The following is a 24153-nucleotide window of genomic DNA, read 5'->3' as shown; positions in this document are numbered from 1 at the left end:
TGGGCTTGGGGAAAGTCTAGAGACCCAGCTCGTCCAGGATAGGCAGCTGGGCGCGAACGGCTTTGCGCGCGGCGGATGCACTCGGGGCGGCCAGCGCCGCGGTCGCGAGCTGTTGGGCCTGTGCCACGGTGACGGTTGCCAGGACAGCGGAAACGGCTGCCAGGGCGCGTGCACTCATGGAAAGCGTCGCGACGCCCAGTCCAACGAGTACGACGGCGAGGGCGGGGTCCGCGGCTGCCTCGCCGCACACTCCCACAGGGCGGGCGCTGCCACCCGCGCTGGCGGCAGCAGCGCCGTCGGCGGTCAACTTCACGAGCTGCAGCACGGCGGGCTGCCAGGGATCATTGAGTGTGGCGAGCGGGCCGAGTTGGCGGTCGGCGGCCATGGCGTACTGGGTGAGGTCGTTGGTACCGAGCGAGGCGAAGCTGACTTCGCGCAGCACGGAGGCGGCGGTCAGGGCAGCTGACGGGACTTCGACCATGACGCCGGGGGTCTTCAATCCGGCGGCTGAGCAGAGGGCTGCGAAATGCGCGGCTTCCTCTGCGGTCGAGATCATGGGGGCCATGACCCACACTTCCGCCTGGTTGGCGGCCTCTGCCGCGGCGATCGCCGCCAGCTGGCGTTCGAGGACGCCGGGGGAGGTCAGATCGGTGCGGTACCCGCGGACGCCCAGCGCAGGGTTGGGCTCGTCCGCATTGGTGAGGAACGGCAGGGGCTTGTCCGCGCCGGCGTCTAGCGTTCGGACCACCACCTTCTTGCCCGGGAACGCGGCGAAGACGGCGCCGTAGGCGGCGATTTGCTCCTCGACGGTAGGTTCGTCGTCGCGATCAAGGAAACAGAATTCGGTGCGCAGCAGACCGACACCCTCGGCGCCGGCGTCGGCTGCTTTGACCGCGTCGGCGCCTGTACCAACGTTGGCGAGCAGCGGAACCCGGAACCCGTCGGCCATGACATTGCTTCCGCTGAAGGCGGCAATCGTAGACGCCTGGTTGGCCCAAGCCTTGGCCGCAAGCCGGAGTTCCTCGCCGGGGTCAACCGTGATGGTGCCGGCAGCGCCGTCGAGGTAGACCTCGGTGCCGTCCCCGATCTCGTCGACTCCCGGAGCTGCGACGATCGCGGGCAGGCCGAGGGCGCGAGCCAGGATGGCGGTGTGGGACTGCGGGCCGCCGCTTGAGGTGATCAATGCGATCACCTTGGCGGGGTCCAGGGTGGCGGTGTCTGCCGGGGCGAGGTCCTCGGCGGCCAGGATGAACGGAACGTCCGACGCCGGGATCCCCGGCGCGGGCAGCCCGCGCAGCTCAGAGACGATGCGGGCGCGGACGTCCAGGACGTCGGCCACGCGCTCTGCCATGTAGCCGCCGAGGGCCTTCAACGAATCTGCAACCGTGGCAGCTGCCTCCCAGACGGCCCGTTCGGCGGTACGTGCGCCGCCCGGGGCCTCGGGGGAGAGGAGCCTGATGGCCGATTTCACCAGCATGGGATCGGCGGCCATCAGGGCGGTTGCTTCCAGGACCTCTTTGCCTTCGCCGGACGCTGTGGCGGCTCGGGCACGGAGTTCCGCCTGCACGGCCTTGGCTGCATCTTTGATGCGCTGGCCCTGCGATTCGACGGTTACGTCCGCAGGAATATTGACTGCCCCGTCCAGCCTAGCTGGAGGTTCTTGAACCGGCTTCGGCATCTGCCGCACCGGCCCCAGAACACGCCCCGGGGCAACGCCTACACCTGAAAAGGTCTGCATGGATTAGTCCTCTACTTCGCTTGTTGGCGGGGTTGTTCAGGCCGCGACCGGAACAGGAGCCTGCTCGGCCTCGACCGGCTTCCGGACTGCCCAACGCTTGAGTGCGATGAGGATCAGTGCGGTCACCACGGCACCGACGGCGATCGAGACGAAGAACATGAGGACGTTGCCAATGGCGAAGAAGACGAACGCTCCCCCGTGCGGAGCCTGGGACGTAACGCCGAAGGCCATCGACAGAGCACCCGTCACCGCACCACCAATCATGCTGGAGGGAATGACGCGCAGCGGGTCGGCAGCAGCGAAGGGGATAGCGCCTTCGGAGATGAAGGACAGACCCAGCAGCCAGGCAGCCTTACCGTTTTCACGCTCGGCCAAGGAGAAGCCTCGCTTGTCCAGGACAGTCGAGGCGAGGGCCATGGCCAGCGGCGGAACCATACCGGCTGCCATAACAGCGGCCATGATCTGGAGCGGGGCCGGGTTGGCGAGGCTGCCGGCACCGAGACCGGCCACGGCGAAGGAGTAGGCAACCTTGTTGACCGGACCGCCGAGGTCGAAGCACATCATGAGGCCAAGAATGATGCCGAGAACGACGGCCGAGGTACCGGTCATCCCGGACAGCCAGGCGCTGAGGCCCTTGGAGACGGCCGCGATCGGGCCGCCGAGGACAAGGAACATCAGGCCAGAAGCGACGATCGAGGCCAGCAATGGGATGATCACAACCGGCATCAGGCCGCGCAGCCAGCGGGGGACGCTGAAGCTGCCGATCCAGTGTGCCGTGACGCCTGCCAGCAGGCCGCCCACGAGGCCGCCCAGGAAGCCCGCACCCATGTAGCCGGACACTGCGCCGGCGACGAAACCGGGAGCGATACCCGGCCGGTCCGCGATGCCGTAGGCGATGTAGCCGCCCAAGGCCGGGACGAGGAAGCCGAGGGACAACGCGCCGATCTTGAACAGAACGGCTCCGAGGTATGCGCCGAGCGGACCCCATGCATGGACCGGGTAATCAGTGGGCAGGTTCACGAGGGTGTTCGCGCCAAGGATCTTGTCCGCGACTCCGGCGATTTCATAGCTGCCCAATAGGAAGCCCAAGGCGATGAGCAGGCCACCACCGGCGACGAACGGGATCATGTAGCTGACGCCGGTCAGGAGGACTTTCTTGACCTTGGTGCCGAGGTGCTCGCTGGCGGCCTCGGATGCCTGTTCGGCGCGCTCTTCGGCGCCGAAGTGCGGGACGCGGTGGGCATGTGGGTCGGTAGCGGCGGCGAGGGCTTCTTGCACCATCTTGGCCGGTTCGTCAATGCCCCGCTTCACGGGCGCGTTGATGACGGGCTTGCCAGCGAAGCGCTCCTTGCCGCGGACATCGACGTCTACCGCGAAGATCACGGCGTCAGCTGCGGCAATGACAGCCGGGTCCAATGCTGTGAATCCACCCGAGCCCTGGGTTTCTACCTGCAGATCAACGCCCATTTCCTTGCCCGCAGCCACAAGGGAATCGGCTGCCATGTAGGTGTGGGCGATGCCGGTGGGGCAAGCCGTGACGGCGACGATGCGCTTGGGGCCAGCCGACGATGCGGCACTGGCCGGAGCGGGAGCAGCCTCGGCGGCGGGCGCTGCTGCCCCTGCCGCATGCGCAGCCGGCTTGTCGGCCAGGGCGCCGTCAACCAGGTCGACGATGTCCTGCTCGGTGGAAGCCGCGCGCAGGGCCGCGGTGAAGTCCTTCTTGATGAGGGAGCGGGCCAGCTTGGAGAGCAACTTCAGGTGCTCCTGGTCCGCTCCTTCCGGGGCGGCGATGAAGAAGATGATGTCCGCGGGCCCATCCTTGGCACCGAAGTCCACCTTGTTCGAGAGCCGGGCCATCGCCAGGGCGGGCTCGGTCACAGCGATTGAGCGGCAGTGCGGGATGGCGATGCCGCCGGGTACGCCCGTGGCAGTCTTCTGCTCGCGGGCGAAGGCGTCCGCGAAGAGCCCTTCAACCTCGGAGGCGCGTCCGGCTGCGGCAACTTTGCCTGCCAGGAAGCGGATGACATCGGCGGGAGAATCGCCGAGGTTCTGGTCAAGGGAGACCAGTTGGGGGGTGATGAGCTGGGTCACTGTTAGTCCTTCTGAAGGGCCGTGATGGTTACGGCGTCGGGAGTTGTTTGGTGGACCGCCGGGACAGTGGAGCCCGGCAGCGAAGCAGCGGCGGCACCATGTGCCACAGCCTGACGGAGGCAGTCCTGCGAGGTTCCGCCGTTGGTGGCGGCCAGCAGATAGCCAGCAAGGGATGAATCGCCGGCACCAACTGTGCTGACGGCTTGGATCGGCGGATGCGTGGCGAGCCACGCGCCGTCGGCGGTTACCAGGACGGCGCCCTTGGAACCGAGTGTTGCGAGTACTGCACCCACACCGCTGCCGACGACGGCGGCGGCGGCCCTGACGGCAAGGCCGGGGTCCGCTTCCAGTTCGTCAGCCGTGTGGACGTCTGTGAAGCCGGCCGCGGCGGCCAGTTCGGCCAGTTCTTCCGCGTTGGGCTTCAGGAGATCGGGCTTGCCACTGATGTCGCCGAGCGAATCGCCACTGATGGCGGCAACCAGGGGGGCGCCGGAGGAGTCGATCGCGATAAGCGGCGGTCCGCCATTTGCCGGATCGCCATGTGTTGAACGGAGCCTGCGGGCGACCGTGGCGTAGAAATCCACTGGAACTCCTGGTGGGAGCGATCCGGCGAGTACCACCCAGCTGGCGCCACGCGAGCGGTCCAGCAGCAGCCCGATCAGGGCTTCCTGCTCGTCCAGGCTCAACTCCGGGCCGGGTTCGTTGATCTTTGTAGTGACGCCGTCCGGTTCGGTGAGCGTCACGTTGCTGCGCAGCGGCGCGCTGATGGGAAGCGCGGCGTAGGGGACGCCGTCGTCGAGCAGTCCAGCGAGGACGGGATCGGAATCCCCGCCCGGCAGGACCGCAACGGTGTCCAGGCCCGAGGCGACCAGCGCCCGGGAGACATTGACGCCCTTGCCGCCGGAATGCTGGTGGACAGCGACGGCGCGTTGCACCTCGCCGCGGGCCAAGGGGGCCGGGAGCTCTACGGTACGGTCCAGGCTCGGGTTGGCGGTCAGGGTGACGATCATGCGATCACCACGTCGACGCCGGCCTCGGCCAAAGCGGCGGAGAGCTCTTCAGAGGGTTCGTGGTCAGTAATCACGGTGTCCACATCTTTAAGGGCGGCGAACTGGACGAGGGTTTCCGCGTCCAGCTTGGAGGAATCCGCGAGGACGACGACGCGCCGTGCGGACGTGACGAAGGCGGCCTTGACGGCGGCTTCTTCGGGATCAGGCGTGCTGAGCCCGAACGTGGCGTGGATACCGTTGGCGCCGACGAAGGCGATGTCCGGGCGGAGCCGGGAAGCGGCCTCGACCGTGGACTGCCCGACGGCGGCCTGGGTGAGCCCGCGGACGCGGCCGCCCAGGATCTGGAGGGCGATGTGCGGGTTGCCGGAAAGCCGCGCGGCGATGGGGATGGCGTGGGTGATGACCACGAGTTCTTCACGCGGGGCGGTCCCGTTGGAGGACGCCGTGCGCTGCGCGGTGCGCTGGTCCAGCAAGCGGGCGAGGGCTTCCGTAGTGGAGCCGGCGTCGATCAGGATGCTGCCGGCCGCGTTCTCGGGGATGAGGGCAAGGGCGGCCTCGGCGATGCGGAGCTTTTCCGGTTGGCGCTGGATGGCTCGCTCAACCACGCTTTCCTCACGGGTGCTGAGGCGGTCCGACGGGACAGCCCCGCCGTGGACGCGGCGAAGATTGCCGGCGGATTCGAGGGCAGCGAGGTCACGGCGGACAGTCTCCGTGGTGATGCTGAATCGATCCGCAAGGTCCGTGACGCTGACCCGTCCACGCTCGGCGACGAGCTCGGAGATCAGCTGTTGGCGCTCCTCGGCAAACACATACCCTCCATTGCGTACAAGCTCTAGGTACACCAGTGACTGTGATCACATGATGTGGAATTGCTTGACTCTATCTTTGTTCATGTTGGTCTGTCAACAGAAAACAACATAAACAAAGATATTGGTTTGGTTTGGGTTTGTTGAGTGGTGGTTTGGGTGGTTCTGAAGGCGCCCTGAGCGCGGGTTCGACGTCGGACGGGCGCGACCTCGCGCCCGCGACGACATAACCGGTCCGACGCAGGGCAGGCTAGTCCCGGAAGGGGGTGGTCGATAAAGGGGCTGGCGGCCCTAGCGCCGGGCCGGAGGGTGTCCTACGGCCACTCGATGTCCCGAAGGCCGGGGTAGTCGATGGGGAGGTTGTCCGGGTCGGGAGGGTCGGGCAAGCGGGACTGGTTAGAGGAGTTCGGTTCGTGCCGGCTCTTGTCCTTCTTTTGGTCCAGCCCATCCGAATCTTTCCGGGAGTCGTCTTCGGGTCGTCGCTGCTGTGTACTTTCAAGCTTCACGGTGCTTCCTTCGGGTAATGCTGCATGTCGTTGGCTAAGCAGGAATTTCCAACTCGAACCCGCAACTGCATCTCAAGACCTTGGTGTGGAGATGGGCTTCCGGGGGAGAGCTGCGCGATCGGGGCCTGCCCGTCTGCGGAGCCCTGAAGCGTCGCAGTGCGGATTTCACTTCACGGAGGGGTTCACCGCAGTGGAAATAGTGGCTTCCGAACTCCAGGAGGCCATCCTGAATCCCCCGACGATTCAGGATGGCCCCCGCCTGCTGGACAGTGGCCGCGTGGCTATAGGAAAACCCGCAGGAAGTGCACGTGTAAAACACGGCAAGCTGTTGGGAAGACCTTGGAGTCTGGGCCTGGATGGATTCGATGATCAGATGCTTGTCTGTTCCACAAACGGCACACCAAAGGCGGGCAGCCCTGGGCTGGTGTGGTTCATGAGGGATGGCGGATTCGGAGAGGGTCGACATCGACTAGCTCCGCGCCGGTAAAAGGCATTTGCTCATCAGGCAGCACCTTCACGTTGAGTGAAATGGCGCCCGGCTGCTTGAGCGAAAACAGGCCGAAAGCTCGGCCTTTGTCCGGAGTTCTGCACGGACTGTAGAAGAATTCTGCACTCTGTATTCCCAGTGCGCAAGACCGTGAGAGCGTTTGTCCATGTGGTGGACGTTTTATCGCAGGCCTGTTTCCGCCATTGCCGCGCTCCTGCTCCTAGACTGGATCATGGACGAAATGGGCCTGAATGCCTCGGTAGTGGGACAACTCCAGGATTTGGTCATCGACAGTGAAGACGTCAGTGGCTTCCTCGAGGACCTTGCGATCTTCACTGCGTCCTCAGTGTCCGCCGCGCGCGATCAGGACGTATTGTGCGGCGTCACGTTGAGCCGACGCCGCCGAGCGATGACAGTCGCAGGAAACAACCACGAAGCCCGCCTCATTGACGAGGTGCAGCAAGCCTACGGAGACGGACCTTGCCTGGAAGCGATGAGAACGGGGAAAACTGTACTCATTTCAGATACGTCCGGGGACTCGCAATGGCCTGAATACTGCGCCACCATCGCGGAACGCGGGCACCTGGCCGTGCTTTGCGTCCCGTTGGGTTTGGAAGATGGCGCGACGGCGGCGCTCAACCTGTTCGCCCGGCAACGTGATGCCTTCGATGAAGCCTCCATCCGCAGCTGCGAACTATTCGCAAGCCAAGCGGAAAAGGCATTGAGGCTGGCGGTTCGGATAGGTGCCAGGCAACAACGTGCAGAGGACCTCGAACAGGCCATGCGCTCCCGGACCGCCATCGATCTGGCAACCGGAGTGATCATGGGCCAGAACAGATGCAGCCAGGAAGAGGCCTTCAGGATTCTGAGCAGGGCCTCGAACGGCAGGAACCAGAAGCTGAGGGATGTTGCGGAGTCCCTTCTCCGATCCTTGGCTAACGAAACGCCAGTCTCTCACTTCGAAGCGTAAGGGACTTCGCTAGCTGCGCTCCGCGATTCTCTTCACGCTCTCCACGAGGCTGTCCCACATGCCCTTCGAATGCGCAGCTTCATCCGCGCTGGCGTTGTTGTCCTGCGCCAAGGTCAGCTTGGTCAGCCCGTCTTCCGGCTCCAAAGTCCACGTCAGCGTGTGGTAGTTCTCCGGGGCATCGTCTTGGCCGGACAACGGACTGAAATGGGTGTTTACCAACCGCTTCCCGGGCTCGAATTCGAGAATGACACCTTTGTCCTCATAGTCTTTGCCTTTCCAGACCCCGCGCCAGGCAATCGGTCCGCCAACGGACCAGTCGGTGAGAACCTCTGTCCCGAACATGAACTCCTTGATGGCCTGGGGGTCGGTGAGCACCGACCACACCCGATCGGCGCTTGCGTGGATCGTGATGGTTGAACTCGCGATGAAGTTGCCCGCCATATCCTTCTCCTTTTTCAAATGGTCGGCGTCCGGGAGCCGGCGCAACAGAGTCTACGCCTGGGAGTGACGGCCGGCGGAGCCATGCCGAATTGCGCTCTCGGTCACGTCAAGAGATTCAGGTTGTTTTCTCTTAGTCTCACCGCACATCTCAGAATTGTGGCTTTGAACTGGGGCGATAGTCGGAGTTCGATGGTCGTTAGGCAGTTCGCCCTCGGGATGCTTGCAGCATCGTGCAGTTTGCCCACGTCCGGAAAAGCCGGGTCCGTAGCGTGATGTCTCACACATCGAGTTCCCATTCAGAACCATGAGGAGACATACATGCCGAACTACAGGGTGTCCATGGACATCGGCGGAACGTTTACCGACATTGTCGCTTACGATCAGCACGCCGGAACCTATACGGCCACCAAATCATCCACTACGCCGGGGAATCTGAGCGCGGGCGTCATCGCCGGCCTCGAGTCCATTGTCGACGACCTGTCCGACATCGAGTTCCTGGTCCACGGCACCACCCAGGGATTGAATGCCTTCCTTGAGCGCCGCGGCGTACCGGTGCTGCTGCTGGCCACCGCCGGCGTCGAAGACACCTACCACATTGCCCGCGGCCCGCGCCTTGAGCTCTACAACGCCCAGTACCGCAAGCCTTCCCCGCTGCTCGAGCGCAAGGATGTCATCGGTGTGGGAGGACGCCTGGATGGGCAGGGCCTCGAGATCAGGCCTTTGGATGAAGTTGCCGTCCGTCAGGCAGGCCGTCGGGCAGTTGCCGAAGGTTATGGCGCAGTCGCCGTCGCATTCCTGTTCAGCTACAAGAACCCCGCTCACGAGCTTCGGGCCCGGGAAATCCTGCTCGAAGAACTAGGCGAAGATTTCACCGTTTCGCTTTCCCACGAGGCCGCGAAGGAATGGCGCGAATACGAGCGCACCTCATCCGCCGTCGTCGAGGCCTATACCGGACCGGTGGTGCGCAACTACCTCCTGGACCTCGAAAAGAAGCTCGGGGACCGCGGTGTGGAAGCCCCGCTGCACATCATGCAGTCCTCCGGCGGGGTGCTCACCGCTGAGTCCGCACGGAAGCGCCCGCTCCAGACGCTGCTCTCGGGCCCGGTCGGGGGCGCCATGGGCGACGTCGAACTGGCCGGCGTTTCGGGAAACCGCAACCTGATCGGCGTCGACATGGGCGGAACGTCCTTCGATGTCTCCTTGGTAGTCGACGGAAAGCCCGACGTCTCCACGGAGGCACACCTTGAAGGCCTTCCAATGCTCATGAGCGTGGTCAACATTCACACCGTGGGCGCTGGCGGTGGCTCGGTCGCCTGGCTCGAAGCCGGTGGCCTCCGGGTCGGGCCGCGTTCCGCGGGAGCCACGCCCGGACCTGCCTGCTACGGACGTGGAGGCACGGAACCTACCGTCACCGACGCCAACCTGGTGCTGGGGCGCGTGGACCCCGACTGGTTCGCAGGCGGACAGGTCTCCCTGGACCGCGAAGCGGCGATCGCCGCCCTGAAAACGGTTGGCGACCGGCTGGGCCTGGACCCCATTGCCATGGCCGAGGGGATCTGCGACGTCGCCAACTCCCAGATGGCCCAGGCGATCCGGACCATCACGATCTCCCGCGGGATCGAACCCCGGGACTTCGCGCTCGTGGCATTCGGGGGCGCTGGTCCCATGCACGCAGTCTTCCTCGCCAAGGAACTGGGCATCCCGGAAACAGTCGTCCCCCGGTTCCCCGGAGCGTTCTCGGCCTGGGGCATGCTGCAGACCAACATCCGCAAGGACTTCTCGGAGCCGTATTTCTACCTCGACGAGGATATCGACGTGGCCCACATGGCCGGCGTGCTGCGGTCGATGGAGTTCGAGGGCCTGAGCTCCCTGGCCTCCGAGGGGGTGCCGGAGGACAGCCGCCTCACCAATGCATCAGTGGATGTCCGCTACCAATCGCAGGAATTCTCCCTGAACGTTCCGCTAACCTCCGCTGACGAACCGGAATCCACCGACTTCGTTGCCGCGTTGGCCACGCGTTTCTCAGCGATGTACCACGAGCGCTATGGGCATTCCAACCTCGGGGCGCCCATCGAAATCGTGGCCCTACGGACACAGGCAGTCGGTGACCTGGGCCGTCTTGATGCGCCACGTTTCGCCACCGCACAGAGCGCGGAGTTCAAGCATGAAATCCGCCCGGTGGTGTTTGAGCACGTCGAACACCAGACCACCGTGGTCCGCCGTGACGACTTGGCCGCCGGCCATGCCTTCGAAGGCCCCGCCATCATCGTGGAACAGACCGCCACAACCGTGGTGCCCCCCGGCTTCGACGTCATCGTCGACGAATTCGGCTCACTGATCATCCGCACTCAAGACGTCGAAGGAAACTGAGGTACCACCAATGACAATCACTGCAGTCAAGACCCTTGATCCAGTCACCGTGGAGATCATCCGCAACGCGCTCACCAGCGCCGCGGACGACATGAACGCCACCCTCATCCGCTCCGCCTACTCACCCATCCTTTACGAAGGAGGGGACTGCGTCGTGGCGCTCCTGGACACCGAGCACCGCGTGCTCGGACAGTCCGCTGGGCTGCCGCTGTTCTTGGGCAACCTGGAAACCTGTTCCATCGCAGTGGAAGAACTGTACGGCCGCGACGTCTGGAAGGAAGGGGACGTCTGGATCCTCAACGATTCCTATCTTGGCGGAACCCACCTGAACGACGTCACCATTTTTGCCCCCATCTTCGACGATGGCGCTGTGGTCGGCTTCGCAGCCACCCGTGCGCACTGGATGGACATGGGCTCCAAGGACGTCGGCGGTTCCATGGATGCGACGGACATCTTCCAGGAGGGCTTCCGGATGGGCCCGGTCAAACTGATCGAGGCAGGCATTGAAACCTCCGTCGTGGATCTGATCCGAACCAATGTCCGCTTCCCCTACCAGACCATCGGTGACATGCACGCGATGATCGCCGCCCTTCGGATGGGTACCACCCGGATGAAGGAGCTCGTGGGCCGTTACGGGATGGACCAACTGGATGCTGCCCGGGATGAGATCTTCCGTCAGACGGAGGAAATCGAGCGCGAGACCGTCCGCAATATTCCCGACGGCGTCTACGAAGCCGAAGGCGTGCTGGACAACGACGGCATCAACCTGGACACCCCGATTCCGATCAGGCTAAAGATCACCGTCTCTGGCGACACCGTTGATTTCGACGTAACCGGATCGGCTGACCAGACCATGGGGCCGGTCAACTGTGGCGCCGCCCAGGCCGTCTCCGCACTGCGGGTCGGCTACAAGCTCCTGGTCAGCCCGGACTCCAACTCGAACGGCGGGTCCTTCCGGCCGTTGACCACCCAGGTGCGTTCAGGTTCAGTTCTTGGCGCGGTGGCGCCAGCCCCGTGCCAGTGGTACTTCTCCCACCTCGGACTACTGATCGACCTGGTTTCCAAGGCCATGGCACCGGCCATGCCCGAGCGGGTTGCCAGCGCCAGCCACGGCGACTCGATGATCATCACTGCAGCCGGTTTCGATCCGCGCTTCGGCCGGAACTTCGTGACCATGGAGGCCACACTGGGCGGTTGGGGAGCCTGGCAAGGCACGGACGGCGAGTCCGCCATGATCAACAACGTCAACGGCTCCCTCAAGGACCTGCCCATCGAAATGATGGAAACCCGCTACCCGTTCCGCATCAACGAGTACTCCATCCGCCCCAACTCCGGCGGCCCCGGCCAGTGGCGCGGCGGCAACGGAGTCATTCGTGAATACGAGTTCCTGGCCGACTGCGTCGTGGGGCTCTGGTTCGAAAGGTCCAAGACCCCGGCCTGGGGACTCTTCGGCGGCTCAGACGCCCAAGGGCCCGAGGTTGTGTTCAACCCAGGCCGCAGCGATGAGGTCCGCACTCTGAAAGCCAACGCCCGCAAGGTCAAGGCCGGCGACATCGTCAGGCTCGCAGTCGGTGGCGGCGGCGGTTTCGGGGACGTCTCCCAACGGTCCCGGGACGAGATCACCTACGACATCGTCAACGGCTTCATCACCGAGGACTTCGCCAAGACCCACTACGGATACTAAGCCCCGCCCACAGAAAGACACCCCAATGAAAAACATAAAGAAATCAGCCGCAGCCGCGGCGCTCATCGGGCTAGCGCTCCTGACGTCAGCCTGCACGCCACCCACGCAAGCGGCCGCAGGACCAGCTTCGACGGCGGACGCCGGCAAATCCCTCAACGTCGGATTCTTCGGATTCGCCAAGTCCAACGGCTTCGCCCAAGGAACATTCCTCGGCGTCCAGCAGGCGGCCAAGGCCAACAACGCCACCGCCACGTTCGTAGACCCCAACTTCAACGCCCAGACCCAGGTCCAGCAGATCCAGGACGCAGTCACCTCAAAGCAGTTCGAGGTGATCGTTGTCCAGGCGAACGACAACCAGGCCCTCATCGCGCCACTGCAGCAGGCCGTCCAAGCTGGCATAACGGTGGTGGTCGAGTTCTCCGTTATCGGTCCGAAGTTCGACACCATCCAGCCCCAGGTCCCGGGTGCAATCAGCATCGTTGACCTTCCCACCAGCAACGGCAAGATGCTCGGCCAAATGGGCAAGGATGCTTGCGCCAAAGTCTCCAAGGACACCTGCAAGGTGGCCTACCTCGAGGGATTCAAGTCCCTGCCGCTGGATAACGCCCGGACCGAAGCGGTGAAAGCTGAGCTGGCCACTGATCCGAAGATCAAGCTGGTGGCCAGTGTCGAAGGCGGATACACCCAGGACAGCGGCCGGCAGGCGTTCCAGAACGTTTCCCAGGCCAACCCGGACGTCGATGTCGTCATCGGCGCATCCCAGGCGATCACGGGTGCGGCCGCTGCGGCTGGCAATAGCAACATCAAGTTCATTGGCAACGGCGCATCCACTTCGAATGTCGAGGCCGTCCGATCCGGTAAATGGTTCTCCATCTACGTCAGCGACGTGGTGGCGAACGGCGCCAAGGCCACGGAACTCGGCCTTGCCAAGGCCCGGGGACAGCAGGTGGAAACGGCAGTGGACGAGGCGAGCTTGGCTCCCAACAAGGCCAAGGGCACCAAGGAAGCCCTCGACGCCGTGAACTACGTCTCGAAGTACTCGGACTAGCCGACTTATCCCCCTCGTGGCCCTGTCCTGCCGGGGCTGAGATCCCGGCAGGGCAGGAGCCCCCGCCCGGTCCCGGCAGGACCGGCCAAAACGTCCATTCCATCTCCCGAGGTCAAAATGGCTATACAACAGTTGGATACACCAGAGCGAGTCAATCGGAGTGCCGCTCCGGAAATCACCCTCGCCGGAATCGGAAAGCGGTACGGTGCCAGCACTGTGCTCCGCGATATCACGTTGTCGGTGGCTCCGGGGGAAATCCACGGCATCATGGGGGAAAACGGTGCTGGCAAGAGCACGCTGCTGAAGATCCTCGGCGGCGCCATCGCGGCAGATTTCGGCGTCGTCAAGCTTGACGACCGCGAGGTGAAGATCACCGAGCCCCGGGACGCCATCGCACAAGGAATATCCCTTATATCCCAAGAGCTGGCACTCATTCCTGGCCTTTCAGTGCTGGAGAACGTCTTCCTGGGCCGATGGGCCAACGCAGGAAGCCTGCTCCGTTCGCGGCGGGACGCCGATCACTTGGAGCGACTCCTGGCCGAGACCGGTTTTGAGCTTGACCCCCGGGCGATGGCAGGGGATCTCCCCATCGGTCAGCAGCAGCAGGTCGAAATCCTGAAAGCCCTCGCCCGTGGCGCCAAGGTGCTGTGCATGGACGAGCCGACGGCGGTCCTGAACGAGGCCGAGAAAGCAAAGCTGTTGAAGGTGATCAGGAGCCTCGCGCGTTTAGGCACCACCGTCATCCTCGTGTCGCACTATCTGGAGGAAGTCCTGGGTTTAGTGGACCGAGTGACCATCCTCCGAGATGGACAGCACATCACCACTGAGGACGCCTCGAGGCACACGCCGGAGTCGCTCGTCGGCCTGATGGTCGGCAGGGAGGTCGATTTCCTCATTCCGGAGGTTCGGCCGGTACCTCCGGAAGCCAAAACGGTGGTCCAGGTGGCAGGACTGAGCAGCTCAAAAGTGCAAGACGTCTCCTTCACGGTCCGCCAAGGCGAAATCCTGGGTATCGCCGGCCTGGTGGGCAGTGGCCGCAGCGAGACCCTGCTCGCCATGTTCGGTGCTGATCGGACCACCAGTGGATATGTCCAGATCAACGGCCGACGCCTCCGTGCCAACTCCATCCGGGAAGCCATCAAAGCCGGAATGGCCCTCGTCCCCGAGTCGCGGAAAGAACAAGGCCTGGTCATGTCCCGGCCGGTGGACGAAAACATCGCCCTTTCCACCTTGTCGGGCCGATCACTGGGCGGTTTCGTCAGGGTAGCCCGGGAAAAGGCGGCCGTATCCGGGATCAGCCATTCCGTCGACCTCCGCGGCGCCCGCCGCGGCTCGCTAATTGCCGATTTGTCCGGAGGAAACCAGCAGAAGGCGCTCTTCGCCAAGTGGCTGCTCAATCCTCCGGCGGTGCTGCTGGTGGACGAACCCACGCGTGGTGTCGACATCGCGGCCAAGGCGCGCATCCACGGGATGATCGCCGACCTCGCAGCAAGGGGCACGGCTGTTGTCGTTGTCAGCTCCGAACTCGAGGAAGTCATCGGTCTATCCCACCGTATCCATGTCATGAGGCAAGGCCGCATCGTTGCTGAATTCGACCGGAACGCCTCCCGCGATGAAGTCATGACTTCCGCATTTCTGAAATAGGTGAATCAAATGACCACAGTTACCGTTGCCGTGTCCGAGCCGGCCGAGAAGAAATTCAAGCTCAATGTCAGGGATTTCGGGATCGTCTTCGGACTGATCGCCATCATGCTGCTACTGACCCTCAATACCGGAACGTTCCTGACGGGCCGAAATTTCATCAACCTGTTCGACCAAGCGGCCATCGTGGGACTGTTGGCCGCTGCCGCCACACTGTGCATCGTCAGCGGTGTCTTCGATCTTTCCTCCACCGCAAACTTGGCTGTCTCCGCCATCGCCGGAGTGATGATCACCCAGCACTTAGGGGTGATCGCAGGATTTGTCGGCGCATTGTTGGTGGGGGCCGCCCTGGGAACCGTCACCGGCCTGATCGTGGTCAGTACGAAGGTGAATTCCTTCATAGGCACGCTGGCGGTGAGCATCATTTATCGCGGCCTGGCCATCGTGATCACGGGTGGAGCCATCGTCGCGCCGCTGCCCGAGCAACTTGCCTCCTTCCAGACATGGACCTGGCCCAGCCTCTTTGGCCTCACTGCGGGCTCCGTGCTCATGGTTGCCATGACGATCGTCCTAGGCATCGTCCTCTGGCGCACTACGTTTGGACGCAGGATTTACGCAGTGGGCGGCAACAAGGAAGCGGCCCGCCTTAGCGGTATCCGCACCGGTTCCATCCACGTCGCCGTCTTTGCCATCAGCGGCCTGTGCTCCGCGATGGCCGGCATGATTCTTGCTTCGCGCGCAGGCTCAGCCCAGCCAGCCATGGCCATCGGCATCGAGCTCACGGCCATTGCCGCCGTGGTCATCGGAGGCACCAGCATTCTTGGCGGACACGGCGCTATGTGGCGGGCCTTCGTCGGAGTCATGATCCTGACCGTCATCGGCAACGGCTTCAACCTGCTCCACTGGGACACCACCTACCAGCAGGTTGTCACCGGCGTCCTCATTCTGCTCGCAGTCGCCGCGGACGGATTGTTCTTCCGCAAGCGCACCGGATAGGCCCTCTTGGGGGACGCTATATACATGGAACATGGTCATGACCTGGTGAGGGAACTGCGGCAGGCTGAACAGGAGGCAGAACAATGCGCATAGGTCTGCGGTTGCAAGGAACAAGCTGCCGGACCTTGGTGCTGGACGGGCACAGCGTGGTGGCCTCCGCGGCTGCGGTGCGATGCAGCACGCTTGCGGAGGCAGTCGACACCACCTTCGAAGAGCTTCGCCACGAGCTTGGTGCGGGAATTACGAAAGTAACGGACATTACCTGCGACGCCGGACGCGTCCTCGCAGCACGGAAACTAGCCTCGGTCATCGCGATCCGGATTTCGCCCCGCCCGCCTGCGGACGCGTTCCACGTGACTGGGTTGCCTGCACTCGTCGAACCTGTGGTGGCCCGGACCGTCCACGTCGGCGGAGGCCACGACCTGCGGGGACGCCCCCTCGCTCCGCTAGGTTTGGAGGCTTTCCTGGCCGAACTTCCGGACATCCTCTCCGGAGAGGTACGGAACATCGCGATCACCTCCGTCGGGTCGACAGCGTCGAAGGATCACGAAACGCGCATTGCCGATGCCATCCTGTCCAGTGACAGCGAAATGCGCATCAGCATCTCCAGCGACTTCTATTCCAGTGTTTTCCGCGACCGTGACTACACAGCCATCCTCAACAGCGCCCTCATGGAAACAGGGGAGGACCTGGCCGCGATGCTGGAAGCGTCGGGACGGCGGCATTTTCCCTCCGCCACAATGTGGTTCGCCAAGAACGACGGCGGCCGCGCGCCGCTTGCGCGGCTGGCGGTGATTCCGATTCACGGGTTGCGCCCCGAACCCGCTATGCAGATCCTCGGCGCGGCCACCTTGGCCGGCGCCCCGGACGGGGAGGTCGTCATCTGTGCGGACTCTGGGGTCACCGTGGGCCAAATCCGCGGGGGCCTCCCTGCTACGCGAAGCGTCATCCGCCAAGGGTACGAGGCGAGCCTCGCCAGCAACGCCGCCGTCGTCGAACCGTACACGGCCGACCATCCGGTCCGCCCTGCGGTCCCCTCGCTGATTGCCGACCTCCGAAGCGGGCAGGACACCCCGCTCCCGTTCGGGCTGGTTCCCACGCTGGCAGCTGCGCACGACGCCGCGCAGGTTGGGTCCGCCGTCGCGCCACTGACCGCCTGGATCGACAGGTTGGAGACGGTTAGCGGGCGGGCGGACCTCCAGTTGGTGCAGCGTCGCGCGGAAGAAGATGCCGAGTCGGCTGCTGTTCAGTTGGGGGCGAGCCCCGGGCTCACGCGGATCATTGAATCGAACGTGTACGCCATGCCCTATGGCAACCCGGGCATCGTGCGGATCCGAGTCCAAGCGGCTGGTGAAGTCTCCGGGGACACGATTGAAGATGCCGCCGAAATTCAAGTACGGGCACCCTTCGGGGCGGAAGAGGGTGTCATTCGATGAGCGCCCTGATGACGGTGGAGGATGTCCGGCACCTGCGGACCGGCGCCCACTTCCTGGCCTGCACCATCGACCCGACAGCCATCTACGTTTACGCGGAGATGATCGAAAAGGCCATGGAAAACCGTGTGTTGGAACTCATCTCGATTGACGAGCTGGCCACCGATGACCTCGTGGTTGCGATCGGAATGGTCACTCAGGGTCTCCTCATCGCGGATATGCCTCCCGTAGGCGATGAGTTCATCGGGTGCATCCGTGCCATCGAGGCCAACCTCGGCCGGCAGGTGCGGGCGATCTATTCGCTCGCCGCCGCCAACATCAACGGAATTGTTCCCCTCATGGTCGGGCTGCAGTCCTCGCTGCCGGTGATTGATTCCGACCCCATGGGCCGTGTTTTTCCCTTGATCAGCCAAACAACGCTGAACATCGGCCACGTCCCCATCAGTCCGATCGCCCTCATGGGAGTTACCGGCGAACGGGCTGTGGTGGAGGCTGAGAACCCGCAGCGGGCCGAAACCCTGGTGCGGGCCCTCGTCACGGAGATGGGTGGGTGGGCCGCTACAGCCATGTATCCGTGCTCAGCAGGCCAAATGCGCGAGCACGGAGTCCACGGCTCCATCAGCCGGATGATCCGAATCGGGGAGATTCTCGATGCCGAAACCTCGGTTGGGCGCAAGTTCCAGCAGCTCGCTGAATTTCTAGGTGCCACCCGGATTGCTCGGGCCCGGGTGAGTCACGTCGAAGGCCTGTCGCGCCCTTCGGACCTAGGCCTTCCGGCGCTGCCGTCCAGCGTGACGCTCGTGGACGAACGATCCGGGCAGATCATCCGCTTGGAGATCCAGAACGAAATCTTGCTGGCCCTCGTCGACGGCGCCATCGCAGCGGCCGTCCCGGACATCGTCTCGCTGCTCAACTCCGAGCACGGCACGGTCGTCAACATCGACGATGTGCGGGTGGGCGATGTCATTGACGTCCTGAAGATCACGGCTGCGGCGCAGTGGTACTCGGAGGCAGGCCTTGATCTTGCTGAACCAAAGGCCTTTGGTATTCCGATCGAGCACCCAAGGCGGCAACATGCGTAGATCGAAAAGCGAGAACCATCTGGATGTCGCCGGGCTCCTGGCGCACGGCTCCCTCCGCGGCACCACCCCGCTGTATCTCACTCCGTCCAGCGCGGCAATCGACGGCGTCGTTCTTGTCTCCCAGCTTGATGCCATCCAGCGGGTGCGGCCCAACACCGTCATCGTCCTTTCTGCGGAGATGGGCTCCGGCGGCTGGCTGGTGTCCGCAGCCCTGCGGCACGCCTGGGAGCGGAAGGCCAGCGCCGTCGTTGTCGCAGGAAGTACCTACTCCAGCGCAGTGATCGGCCTCGCCGAGCGGCTGGGTATCACCTTGCTGGCCGCCGAGGGCGACACGTCAGGCATCGCCCTCGCACTCGCTGCTGAAATCGGCGCTGCCCTTTCTGTGGTGGACGCTGAGCTGGCGCGGTTTGCCCGAGCGGTCGCGAAGGACACGACCTTGGGAGCTGTCCTGAATACCATCTCCAGGGAGCTGGACGGTATTGAAATCTTGCTGGAGTACGACGGCGTGAGCCTGGCGTCCGCGGGAACGCCCACCCGGGAGGCAGCCGAAATCATCACCGTGGATGTTCGCGGTTCGAATAGCTCCATCCCGTCCAGGCTCACCGCGAGGGTACCAAGATCCGGAGTCCACAACCTGCAGCTCGTCCGGTCGATCCTCGAGGTGGCAACGCCGTCGGTAAACGCTGCGTGGCTGTTGGGAGATGTCCTCGACACCGCGCGTGCAGTACCCACGGCGGCCCTGGTCGGCTTGAACCATGACCCCGGCTCCTCCTGGACCACGTTCGTGGAACGTCACCGGCACTTGCTCTTTCAGCTGGGCTGGCGTGGGGAGGAGCAATATGTGGCCGTATGGATCCGCAGGGCGTCGTTGGAAGCTCATCGTCCGGAGCTCACAGCGGTCCTGCGGCTGCTCTGGCGGAAAGTCACAGTCCGCAGCCCCTTGGCCGAAGTCCACGGTGGCTGGCTCGCCCTTGTTCCAGTCGGATACCAAGAGGCGGCGGATCAGCTCGAAGCGCGGATCCGGGTCCGTCTCGGGAAGTCTTTGGAGGAACTGGGTCTGGGGGCAGGACTCTCTCGGTGGCGCGAGGAACCCGCGGCACTGCCGAATATCGTCCGTGAATCCCGTTTGGCCGCTGAATCCGCTCTCTCGACGGGACCCGGCACCGTGGCGGGCTTCGCCAATCTTGACGTTGCGGCGGCCGCGACGTTCGTCGATGAGGACTCGGTCCTGCTCGTGGCCGAACTGACGCTGCCGCTGCTCATGGCCAGCCCGGACAGAGACCTCGTCATTGCGGCTGCAGGGGCCTTCCTCGACCACCACGGCTCCGTCAGCCTCGCAGCAAGCTCCCTTGACCTGCACCGGAACACCCTGCAGACCCGGCTCAACCGTGCCCGCGAACTGGGCGTCCCCCTCGACGTCCCAGCCAAGCTCTTGTCCGTCCATCTCATCCTCAGCACACTTCGCCGCTCAATCCACAACAAGACGAGTTCCGCCAATCCCGGCTAAAACCAGAAAGGACTCCCATGAGTTCCCAGTTCGAAAACTTTGACGATGTCTATGCCACCGCGCAGGAAACGCCCGGCGTGATCCTGTTCACCGCTTCCGTCGTCGCCGACGCAGGCACCAGCATGGCGCGCATCTATACGAGCCACCCAGGGGTCTACCCCGTCGGCGGAAGGAAGACCCTGGGCGGGGACACCAACCCAGTGTGGCTCGAGCAGGTCCTCAAGGGCCAGCAGCCGTTCCTTGGGGCGGACAAGGAAGCAGTCCGGGCATTCTTCTTCGACTCGGCAACCATTGAGTCGCTGGGTTGCGGTGCCATCGTCAACGTTCCAGTGGTAAGCAACGGTGAGACCATCGGATCCATGAACTTCCTTGCCCCTGAGGGTAGCTACGGGCAGACATCGGTGGATGCGGCCGTGGACATCGCCCAGCGCTCCATCCCGCTGTTCGAACAAGCGATTGCCACCACCAACTAGGAAAGGAATCTCCACACGTGACCACTACGCCGCCGGGAACACTGACCATCCGGAACGCCCTCATCTTCGATGGCGAGACCCGGAACCTGATCGAAGGCTCCATCACAGTCCGCGAAGGCCGGATCACGGAAGTGGGGCGAGACGTGGAAGAGGCCGGAAAAATCGTTGACGCCGACGGCCGTACCGTGATTCCCGGGCTCATCGATGCGCATTTCCATGCCTACGCGCTCAGCTTGACCGCCGCCAAGAACGAAACGGGGCCATTAAGCTACTCTGCGCTCGCAGGGGCGCGGCGACTTGAGGCAGCCTTGAACCGGGGCTTCACAAGCGTCCGTGACGTGGCCGGGGGAGACATAGGCCTTGCCAATGCCATCGACGAAGGCTTGTACGCAGGTCCGAGGTATTTCTTTACCGGACCCGCCCTGAGCCAGACAGGTGGTCACGGTGACATCCGGGCCGCGGACGACGGCGGTTGCTTCCATGGCGGCCACATGTGCGAAGTGGTGGACGGCGCGGATGAGCTGCTGCGGGCCGTGCGCAACCGCTTCCGCACCGGAGCCACGGCCATCAAGCTCATGACGTCCGGCGGAGTCATTTCGCCCGTCGACCCCATCAGGGTTCCGCAGTACAGCTCTGCCGAAATCCGTACGGTAACGGAAGAGGCGTCCCGCCGGGGCAGTTATGCGACGGCCCACGCTTACTCGCCCGAGGCCATCCGTCATTCGGTGCTCAACGGGGTGCGCTGTATTGAGCACGGAAATCTGCTGGACGCCGAAACTGCCCGCTTGATGGCTGACAATGAGGTCTATCTGGTACCGACTTTGGCGACCTACGACGCGATGGCACGGCGCGGCGAAGAAATCGGTCTCACGGGGGTTGGGGCGGCCAAGAACCGGGAAGTGCTGAATGCCGGCCGGAACGCCGTCGTGTTGGCACGCGACGCGGGGGTCCGGATTGGATTTGGTACGGACCTCATGGGGGAGCTGGAGGATGAGCAACTGGCCGGGCTCCGCCTGCAATGCGAAGCACTGGGTGTCTACGATGCGCTCCGCTCGGCAACATCGACCAACGCAGCCCTGTTGCGTCGCGATGACCTGGGCCGTATAGCCGAAGGAGCCTTTGGAGACCTGGTCATCCTGGACGGAAACCCTGTCGATGAACCGTCGGTGCTCTGGGACGAAAGTCGCATGCGTACAGTCATCAAGGCTGGACAGGTCATCACAAAGCAGTAGCCAGCCGCGCACCGGGCTTCGGGGCCCGTGCGGTCCAACAGGCCGCCGGCCCCCACTAAGCTGTGGCCCATGGAAACAGTCGTCTGGTCCAAGCCGGAAAACGAGCGCGTAGGGACGCCGCTCCTCGTGATGATGCACGGGTACGGCACGGACGAGCAGCGAATGGTGAATCTCTTTCCCCAGCTTCCCGGTGAATTCACCTGCGCCGCGCTCCGTGGGCCAATGGCGATCGGGGACCACTACGGTTGGTTCCTGCTTGACTACTTCCTCGCCAACGACTTTGCGGACGTCATCACCGCCACCAACAAGGTGTTCTCCTGGATTGACTCGGTCAAGCGCAACCACAGCAGCGTGAGCCTCCTCGGCTATTCACAAGGCATGGCCATGGCCAGTACGCTTCTGCGGCTTCGTCCGGAAGGCTTCAAAGCGACCGTGGGCCTCTCCGGATTCGTGCTGGATAACGATCTTCTGGCGCTCAGCGAATCCTTCGACTCCCCGCCGCCGTTCTTCTGGGGGAGGGACAAAGCCGATCCCGTGATCTTCAGTGATGCCATTGAGCACACCGAGGAATGGCTCAACAAGAATATGGCTCTGACCGCGAGAACCTACCCCGGCATGGGCCACCGGATCGAGCCCCGGGAGATGGCGGATGTCAGCGCGTTTCTTAGCTTTTACGTCCTCCGCTGAGGTGAGGTTCGCGTCACATTCAAGGGCGCTGAAAAACAACTCTTGATTGCCAAAATTGTAAGCGCTTACACTCTTCTTCGGCGGTCAAGGATGTGCTGCTAAATCCAGAAGATGAAAGGGTTGAGGCCGTGTTGAATGGTTAAGGCTCACCGCGTGACAATCCAGGACGTTGCCGTCCTCTCGGGCTTGTCCATCTGCACCGTCTCACGCGCCCTGCGGAATCTGCCGAACGTGTCCGAAAAAGCGCAAGCCAAAGTGGCCGACGCCGCCGCCAAACTCGGTTACAAGGCATCCTCGGCGGCAGCCCGGCTGGCCGGCGGAAATACCGGTTCCATCGCCATCATTGCTCCCACCGCCACCGCCTGGTTCTTCGCCCAGGCCGTCGAAGCGGCAGAGGAAGTGTTCGGAGACAGCGGTTTCGACAGCGTCCTGATCAGCCTGCGCGGCAAGTCGAGCGTCAAGCGGAAGATCTTCGACGATCTCCTGGGCCTGTCCCAACGCGTTGACGGCGTGCTGCTCCTCAACGTCGATTTGAGTGAATCAGAGGTTGCCCTCCTGGCTGCATCCGGCCTTGCAGTTGCGAGCGTGGGGATGACTTCCGTACCGTGGGACAACGTGGGGATCGACGACGAACTCGCGGCTTGGCAAGCCACCTCGCACCTGTTGGGGCTGGGCCATTGGGATCTGGCGGTTCTTTCCGGGCGCGAAACCCAAGAGAACTCAGTGTTGACGTCCAGCGACAGGCTCAAGGGATTCAGCCGGGCATTGAAAGACCATCACCTGACCGTTCATCCGGACTTGGTCATCAACTCGGATTCCACCATCGACGGCGGCCGCAAGGCCATGAACGAACTCATTGCCCACCGAAGCCTTCCAACGGCGGTCTTTGCGGACTGCGACGAGGCGGCTTTCGGAGCCTTGATGGCCATGCGCGAGCATGGACTGTCCGCACCCAAGAATGTCTCCGTGATTGGAATCGACGACCACCCCATGAGCTGGTTCCTTGGCCTAAGTACAGTGGCCCAGCCGGTGGCGGACCAAGGTGCCTTCGCCGCCAACCTGCTGGTGGACCGGCTCCAGAACGCCGACGCCCCCAACGAACCCTCCAACCACTTCCTTGACACGAAACTCATTGAACGCAAAACCACGCGCCGCCAGCGCTGAACGGACCACTCCACACCATGACTGATACCCGAGCAACCCAGAAGACCGCCTGGACGGGCGCTACTGCGCTCCTTTTCGACCTCGACGGCGTGCTGACGCCGACCGCCGTCGTGCATGAGCAGGCTTGGCAGGAACTCTTCGACGGCTACCTGGCGGAAGCCGGCCATCCGGACGGCTACCAGGAGAGCGACTACTTCGACCACATCGACGGCAAGCCGCGCTTCGATGGAGTGCGGGATTTCCTCACCTCCCGCGGAATCACGTTGCCGGAAGGACCCACCGACGACGATCCGGCCAACACCAGCGTGCAGGGTCTGGGCAACCGCAAGAACCGGATCTTCAACGAGATCGTGGATGCTCGCGGGGTCGAGCCTTACGTGGGCTCTGTCCGCTTCATCCACGCAGCCTTGGAGCTGGGACTCAAGCTCGCCGTCGTGTCTTCTTCGCGCAACGCGCCCGCAGTCCTGAAGGCGGCCGGACTCGATGGCTACTTCCCGGTGGTGGTCGACGGCCAGGTGGCGGCCGCCGTCGGGCTCCCCGGCAAGCCGGATCCGGCCACGTTCCGTTACGCGGCCGAGCTGCTGGACGTACCCGCCGAGGGCTGCGTCGTTGTCGAGGACGCCGTGTCCGGCGTGCAGGCCGGGAGCGCCGGCAACTTCCGCGCGGTGATCGGGGTGGACCGGGGGGCCGGCCACCAGACCCTGCTCGACGCCGGTGCAACCTTCGTGGTCGACGACCTAGACGAACTCCTCTAACCAAGCCGTTTCACCAGAAACAGAAGGAACCC

At 63.8% G+C, this 24153-nt stretch carries 20 protein-coding genes; 14 read left to right on the top strand and 6 right to left on the bottom strand.

The features are described from left to right. Positions 1-16: 16 nt before the first annotated feature. The 5 genes from ptsP to ABEA18_RS03645 form a co-directional block, all read right to left on the bottom strand. Positions 17-1738, bottom strand: coding sequence for a phosphoenolpyruvate--protein phosphotransferase (gene ptsP, locus ABEA18_RS03665; protein WP_345447968.1), 1722 nt, complete (start codon positions 1736-1738; stop codon positions 17-19). A gap of 36 nt (positions 1739-1774) precedes the next feature. Next, positions 1775-3829, bottom strand: a complete 2055-nt coding sequence (locus ABEA18_RS03660; RefSeq protein WP_345447967.1) for a PTS fructose transporter subunit IIABC — start codon at positions 3827-3829, stop codon at positions 1775-1777. A 2-nt stretch (positions 3830-3831) separates the two neighbouring features. Next, positions 3832-4839: a 1-phosphofructokinase family hexose kinase gene (locus tag ABEA18_RS03655; protein ID WP_345447966.1), complete on the bottom strand. Its 1008-nt coding sequence runs from the start codon at positions 4837-4839 to the stop codon at positions 3832-3834. Further along, positions 4836-5648 (bottom strand): DeoR/GlpR family DNA-binding transcription regulator, encoded by an 813-nt coding sequence (locus ABEA18_RS03650; protein WP_345447965.1) that lies wholly within the window; start codon positions 5646-5648, stop codon positions 4836-4838. The genes ABEA18_RS03655 and ABEA18_RS03650 overlap by 4 nt, the downstream gene beginning before the upstream one ends. Positions 5649-5959: 311 nt before the next feature. Beyond that, positions 5960-6151, bottom strand: a complete 192-nt coding sequence (locus ABEA18_RS03645; RefSeq protein ID WP_345447964.1) for a hypothetical protein — start codon at positions 6149-6151, stop codon at positions 5960-5962. 653 nt (positions 6152-6804) lie between these two features. Here ABEA18_RS03645 and ABEA18_RS03640 point away from each other — a divergent pair. Beyond that, positions 6805-7608 carry a GAF and ANTAR domain-containing protein gene (locus ABEA18_RS03640; protein ID WP_345447963.1) on the top strand — a complete coding sequence of 268 codons (804 nt, stop codon included), beginning with the start codon at positions 6805-6807 and terminating at the stop codon, positions 7606-7608. A gap of 9 nt (positions 7609-7617) precedes the next feature. Here the strand turns inward: ABEA18_RS03640 and ABEA18_RS03635 are convergent, their stop codons facing one another. Next, positions 7618-8049, bottom strand: a complete 432-nt coding sequence (locus tag ABEA18_RS03635) for an SRPBCC domain-containing protein (protein ID WP_345447962.1) — start codon at positions 8047-8049, stop codon at positions 7618-7620. A 318-nt stretch (positions 8050-8367) separates the two neighbouring features. Between ABEA18_RS03635 and ABEA18_RS03630 the strand changes: the two genes are divergently transcribed. The 13 genes from ABEA18_RS03630 (at position 8368) to ABEA18_RS03570 (ending at position 24121) form a co-directional block, all read left to right on the top strand. Further along, the gene (locus ABEA18_RS03630; protein WP_345447961.1) at positions 8368-10419 is read left to right on the top strand and encodes a hydantoinase/oxoprolinase family protein; all 2052 of its coding nucleotides are present in this window, start codon (positions 8368-8370) and stop codon (positions 10417-10419) included. A 10-nt stretch (positions 10420-10429) separates the two neighbouring features. Further along, positions 10430-12103, top strand: coding sequence for a hydantoinase B/oxoprolinase family protein (locus ABEA18_RS03625; RefSeq protein ID WP_284990764.1), 1674 nt, complete (start codon positions 10430-10432; stop codon positions 12101-12103). Between the two features lie 25 nt (positions 12104-12128). Then, on the top strand, positions 12129-13151 hold the full coding sequence (locus ABEA18_RS03620; RefSeq protein ID WP_345447960.1) for a sugar ABC transporter substrate-binding protein: 1023 nt from the start codon (positions 12129-12131) through the stop codon (positions 13149-13151). A 117-nt stretch (positions 13152-13268) separates the two neighbouring features. After that, on the top strand, positions 13269-14795 hold the full coding sequence (locus ABEA18_RS03615; protein WP_345447959.1) for a sugar ABC transporter ATP-binding protein: 1527 nt from the start codon (positions 13269-13271) through the stop codon (positions 14793-14795). A 9-nt stretch (positions 14796-14804) separates the two neighbouring features. Then, positions 14805-15788 carry an ABC transporter permease gene (locus ABEA18_RS03610; RefSeq protein ID WP_345447958.1) on the top strand — a complete coding sequence of 328 codons (984 nt, stop codon included), beginning with the start codon at positions 14805-14807 and terminating at the stop codon, positions 15786-15788. An 83-nt stretch (positions 15789-15871) separates the two neighbouring features. Further along, positions 15872-17224, top strand: coding sequence for a methylhydantoinase (locus ABEA18_RS03605; protein WP_345447957.1), 1353 nt, complete (start codon positions 15872-15874; stop codon positions 17222-17224). Then, complete coding sequence (locus ABEA18_RS03600; protein WP_345447956.1) at positions 17221-18303, top strand: DUF917 domain-containing protein; 1083 nt, start codon at positions 17221-17223, stop codon at positions 18301-18303. The genes ABEA18_RS03605 and ABEA18_RS03600 overlap by 4 nt, the downstream gene beginning before the upstream one ends. Then, positions 18296-19810: a helix-turn-helix domain-containing protein gene (locus ABEA18_RS03595; protein WP_345447955.1), complete on the top strand. Its 1515-nt coding sequence runs from the start codon at positions 18296-18298 to the stop codon at positions 19808-19810. Before ABEA18_RS03600 ends, ABEA18_RS03595 begins: the two co-directional genes overlap by 8 nt. 17 nt (positions 19811-19827) lie before the next feature. Continuing rightward, on the top strand, positions 19828-20283 hold the full coding sequence (locus ABEA18_RS03590) for a GAF domain-containing protein (RefSeq protein WP_345447954.1): 456 nt from the start codon (positions 19828-19830) through the stop codon (positions 20281-20283). A gap of 17 nt (positions 20284-20300) precedes the next feature. Further along, positions 20301-21515 (top strand): metal-dependent hydrolase family protein, encoded by a 1215-nt coding sequence (locus tag ABEA18_RS03585; RefSeq protein WP_345447953.1) that lies wholly within the window; start codon positions 20301-20303, stop codon positions 21513-21515. Positions 21516-21584: 69 nt separating this feature from the next. Then, positions 21585-22202 (top strand): alpha/beta hydrolase, encoded by a 618-nt coding sequence (locus tag ABEA18_RS03580; RefSeq protein ID WP_345447952.1) that lies wholly within the window; start codon positions 21585-21587, stop codon positions 22200-22202. 153 nt (positions 22203-22355) lie between these two features. Then, complete coding sequence (locus ABEA18_RS03575) at positions 22356-23366, top strand: LacI family DNA-binding transcriptional regulator (RefSeq protein ID WP_345447951.1); 1011 nt, start codon at positions 22356-22358, stop codon at positions 23364-23366. Positions 23367-23383: 17 nt separating this feature from the next. Next, entirely contained in the window at positions 23384-24121 is a 738-nt protein-coding gene (locus tag ABEA18_RS03570; protein WP_345447950.1) for an HAD family hydrolase, read from the top strand. Positions 24122-24153 lie beyond the last annotated feature (32 nt).

Origin of the sequence: Arthrobacter gyeryongensis (genome assembly GCF_039543785.1) — a bacterium.
Taxonomy (GTDB): domain Bacteria; phylum Actinomycetota; class Actinomycetes; order Actinomycetales; family Micrococcaceae; genus Arthrobacter; species Arthrobacter gyeryongensis.
Note: the sequence above shows the minus strand (reverse complement) of the source record. Positions and strands in the feature narration are given on the sequence as shown.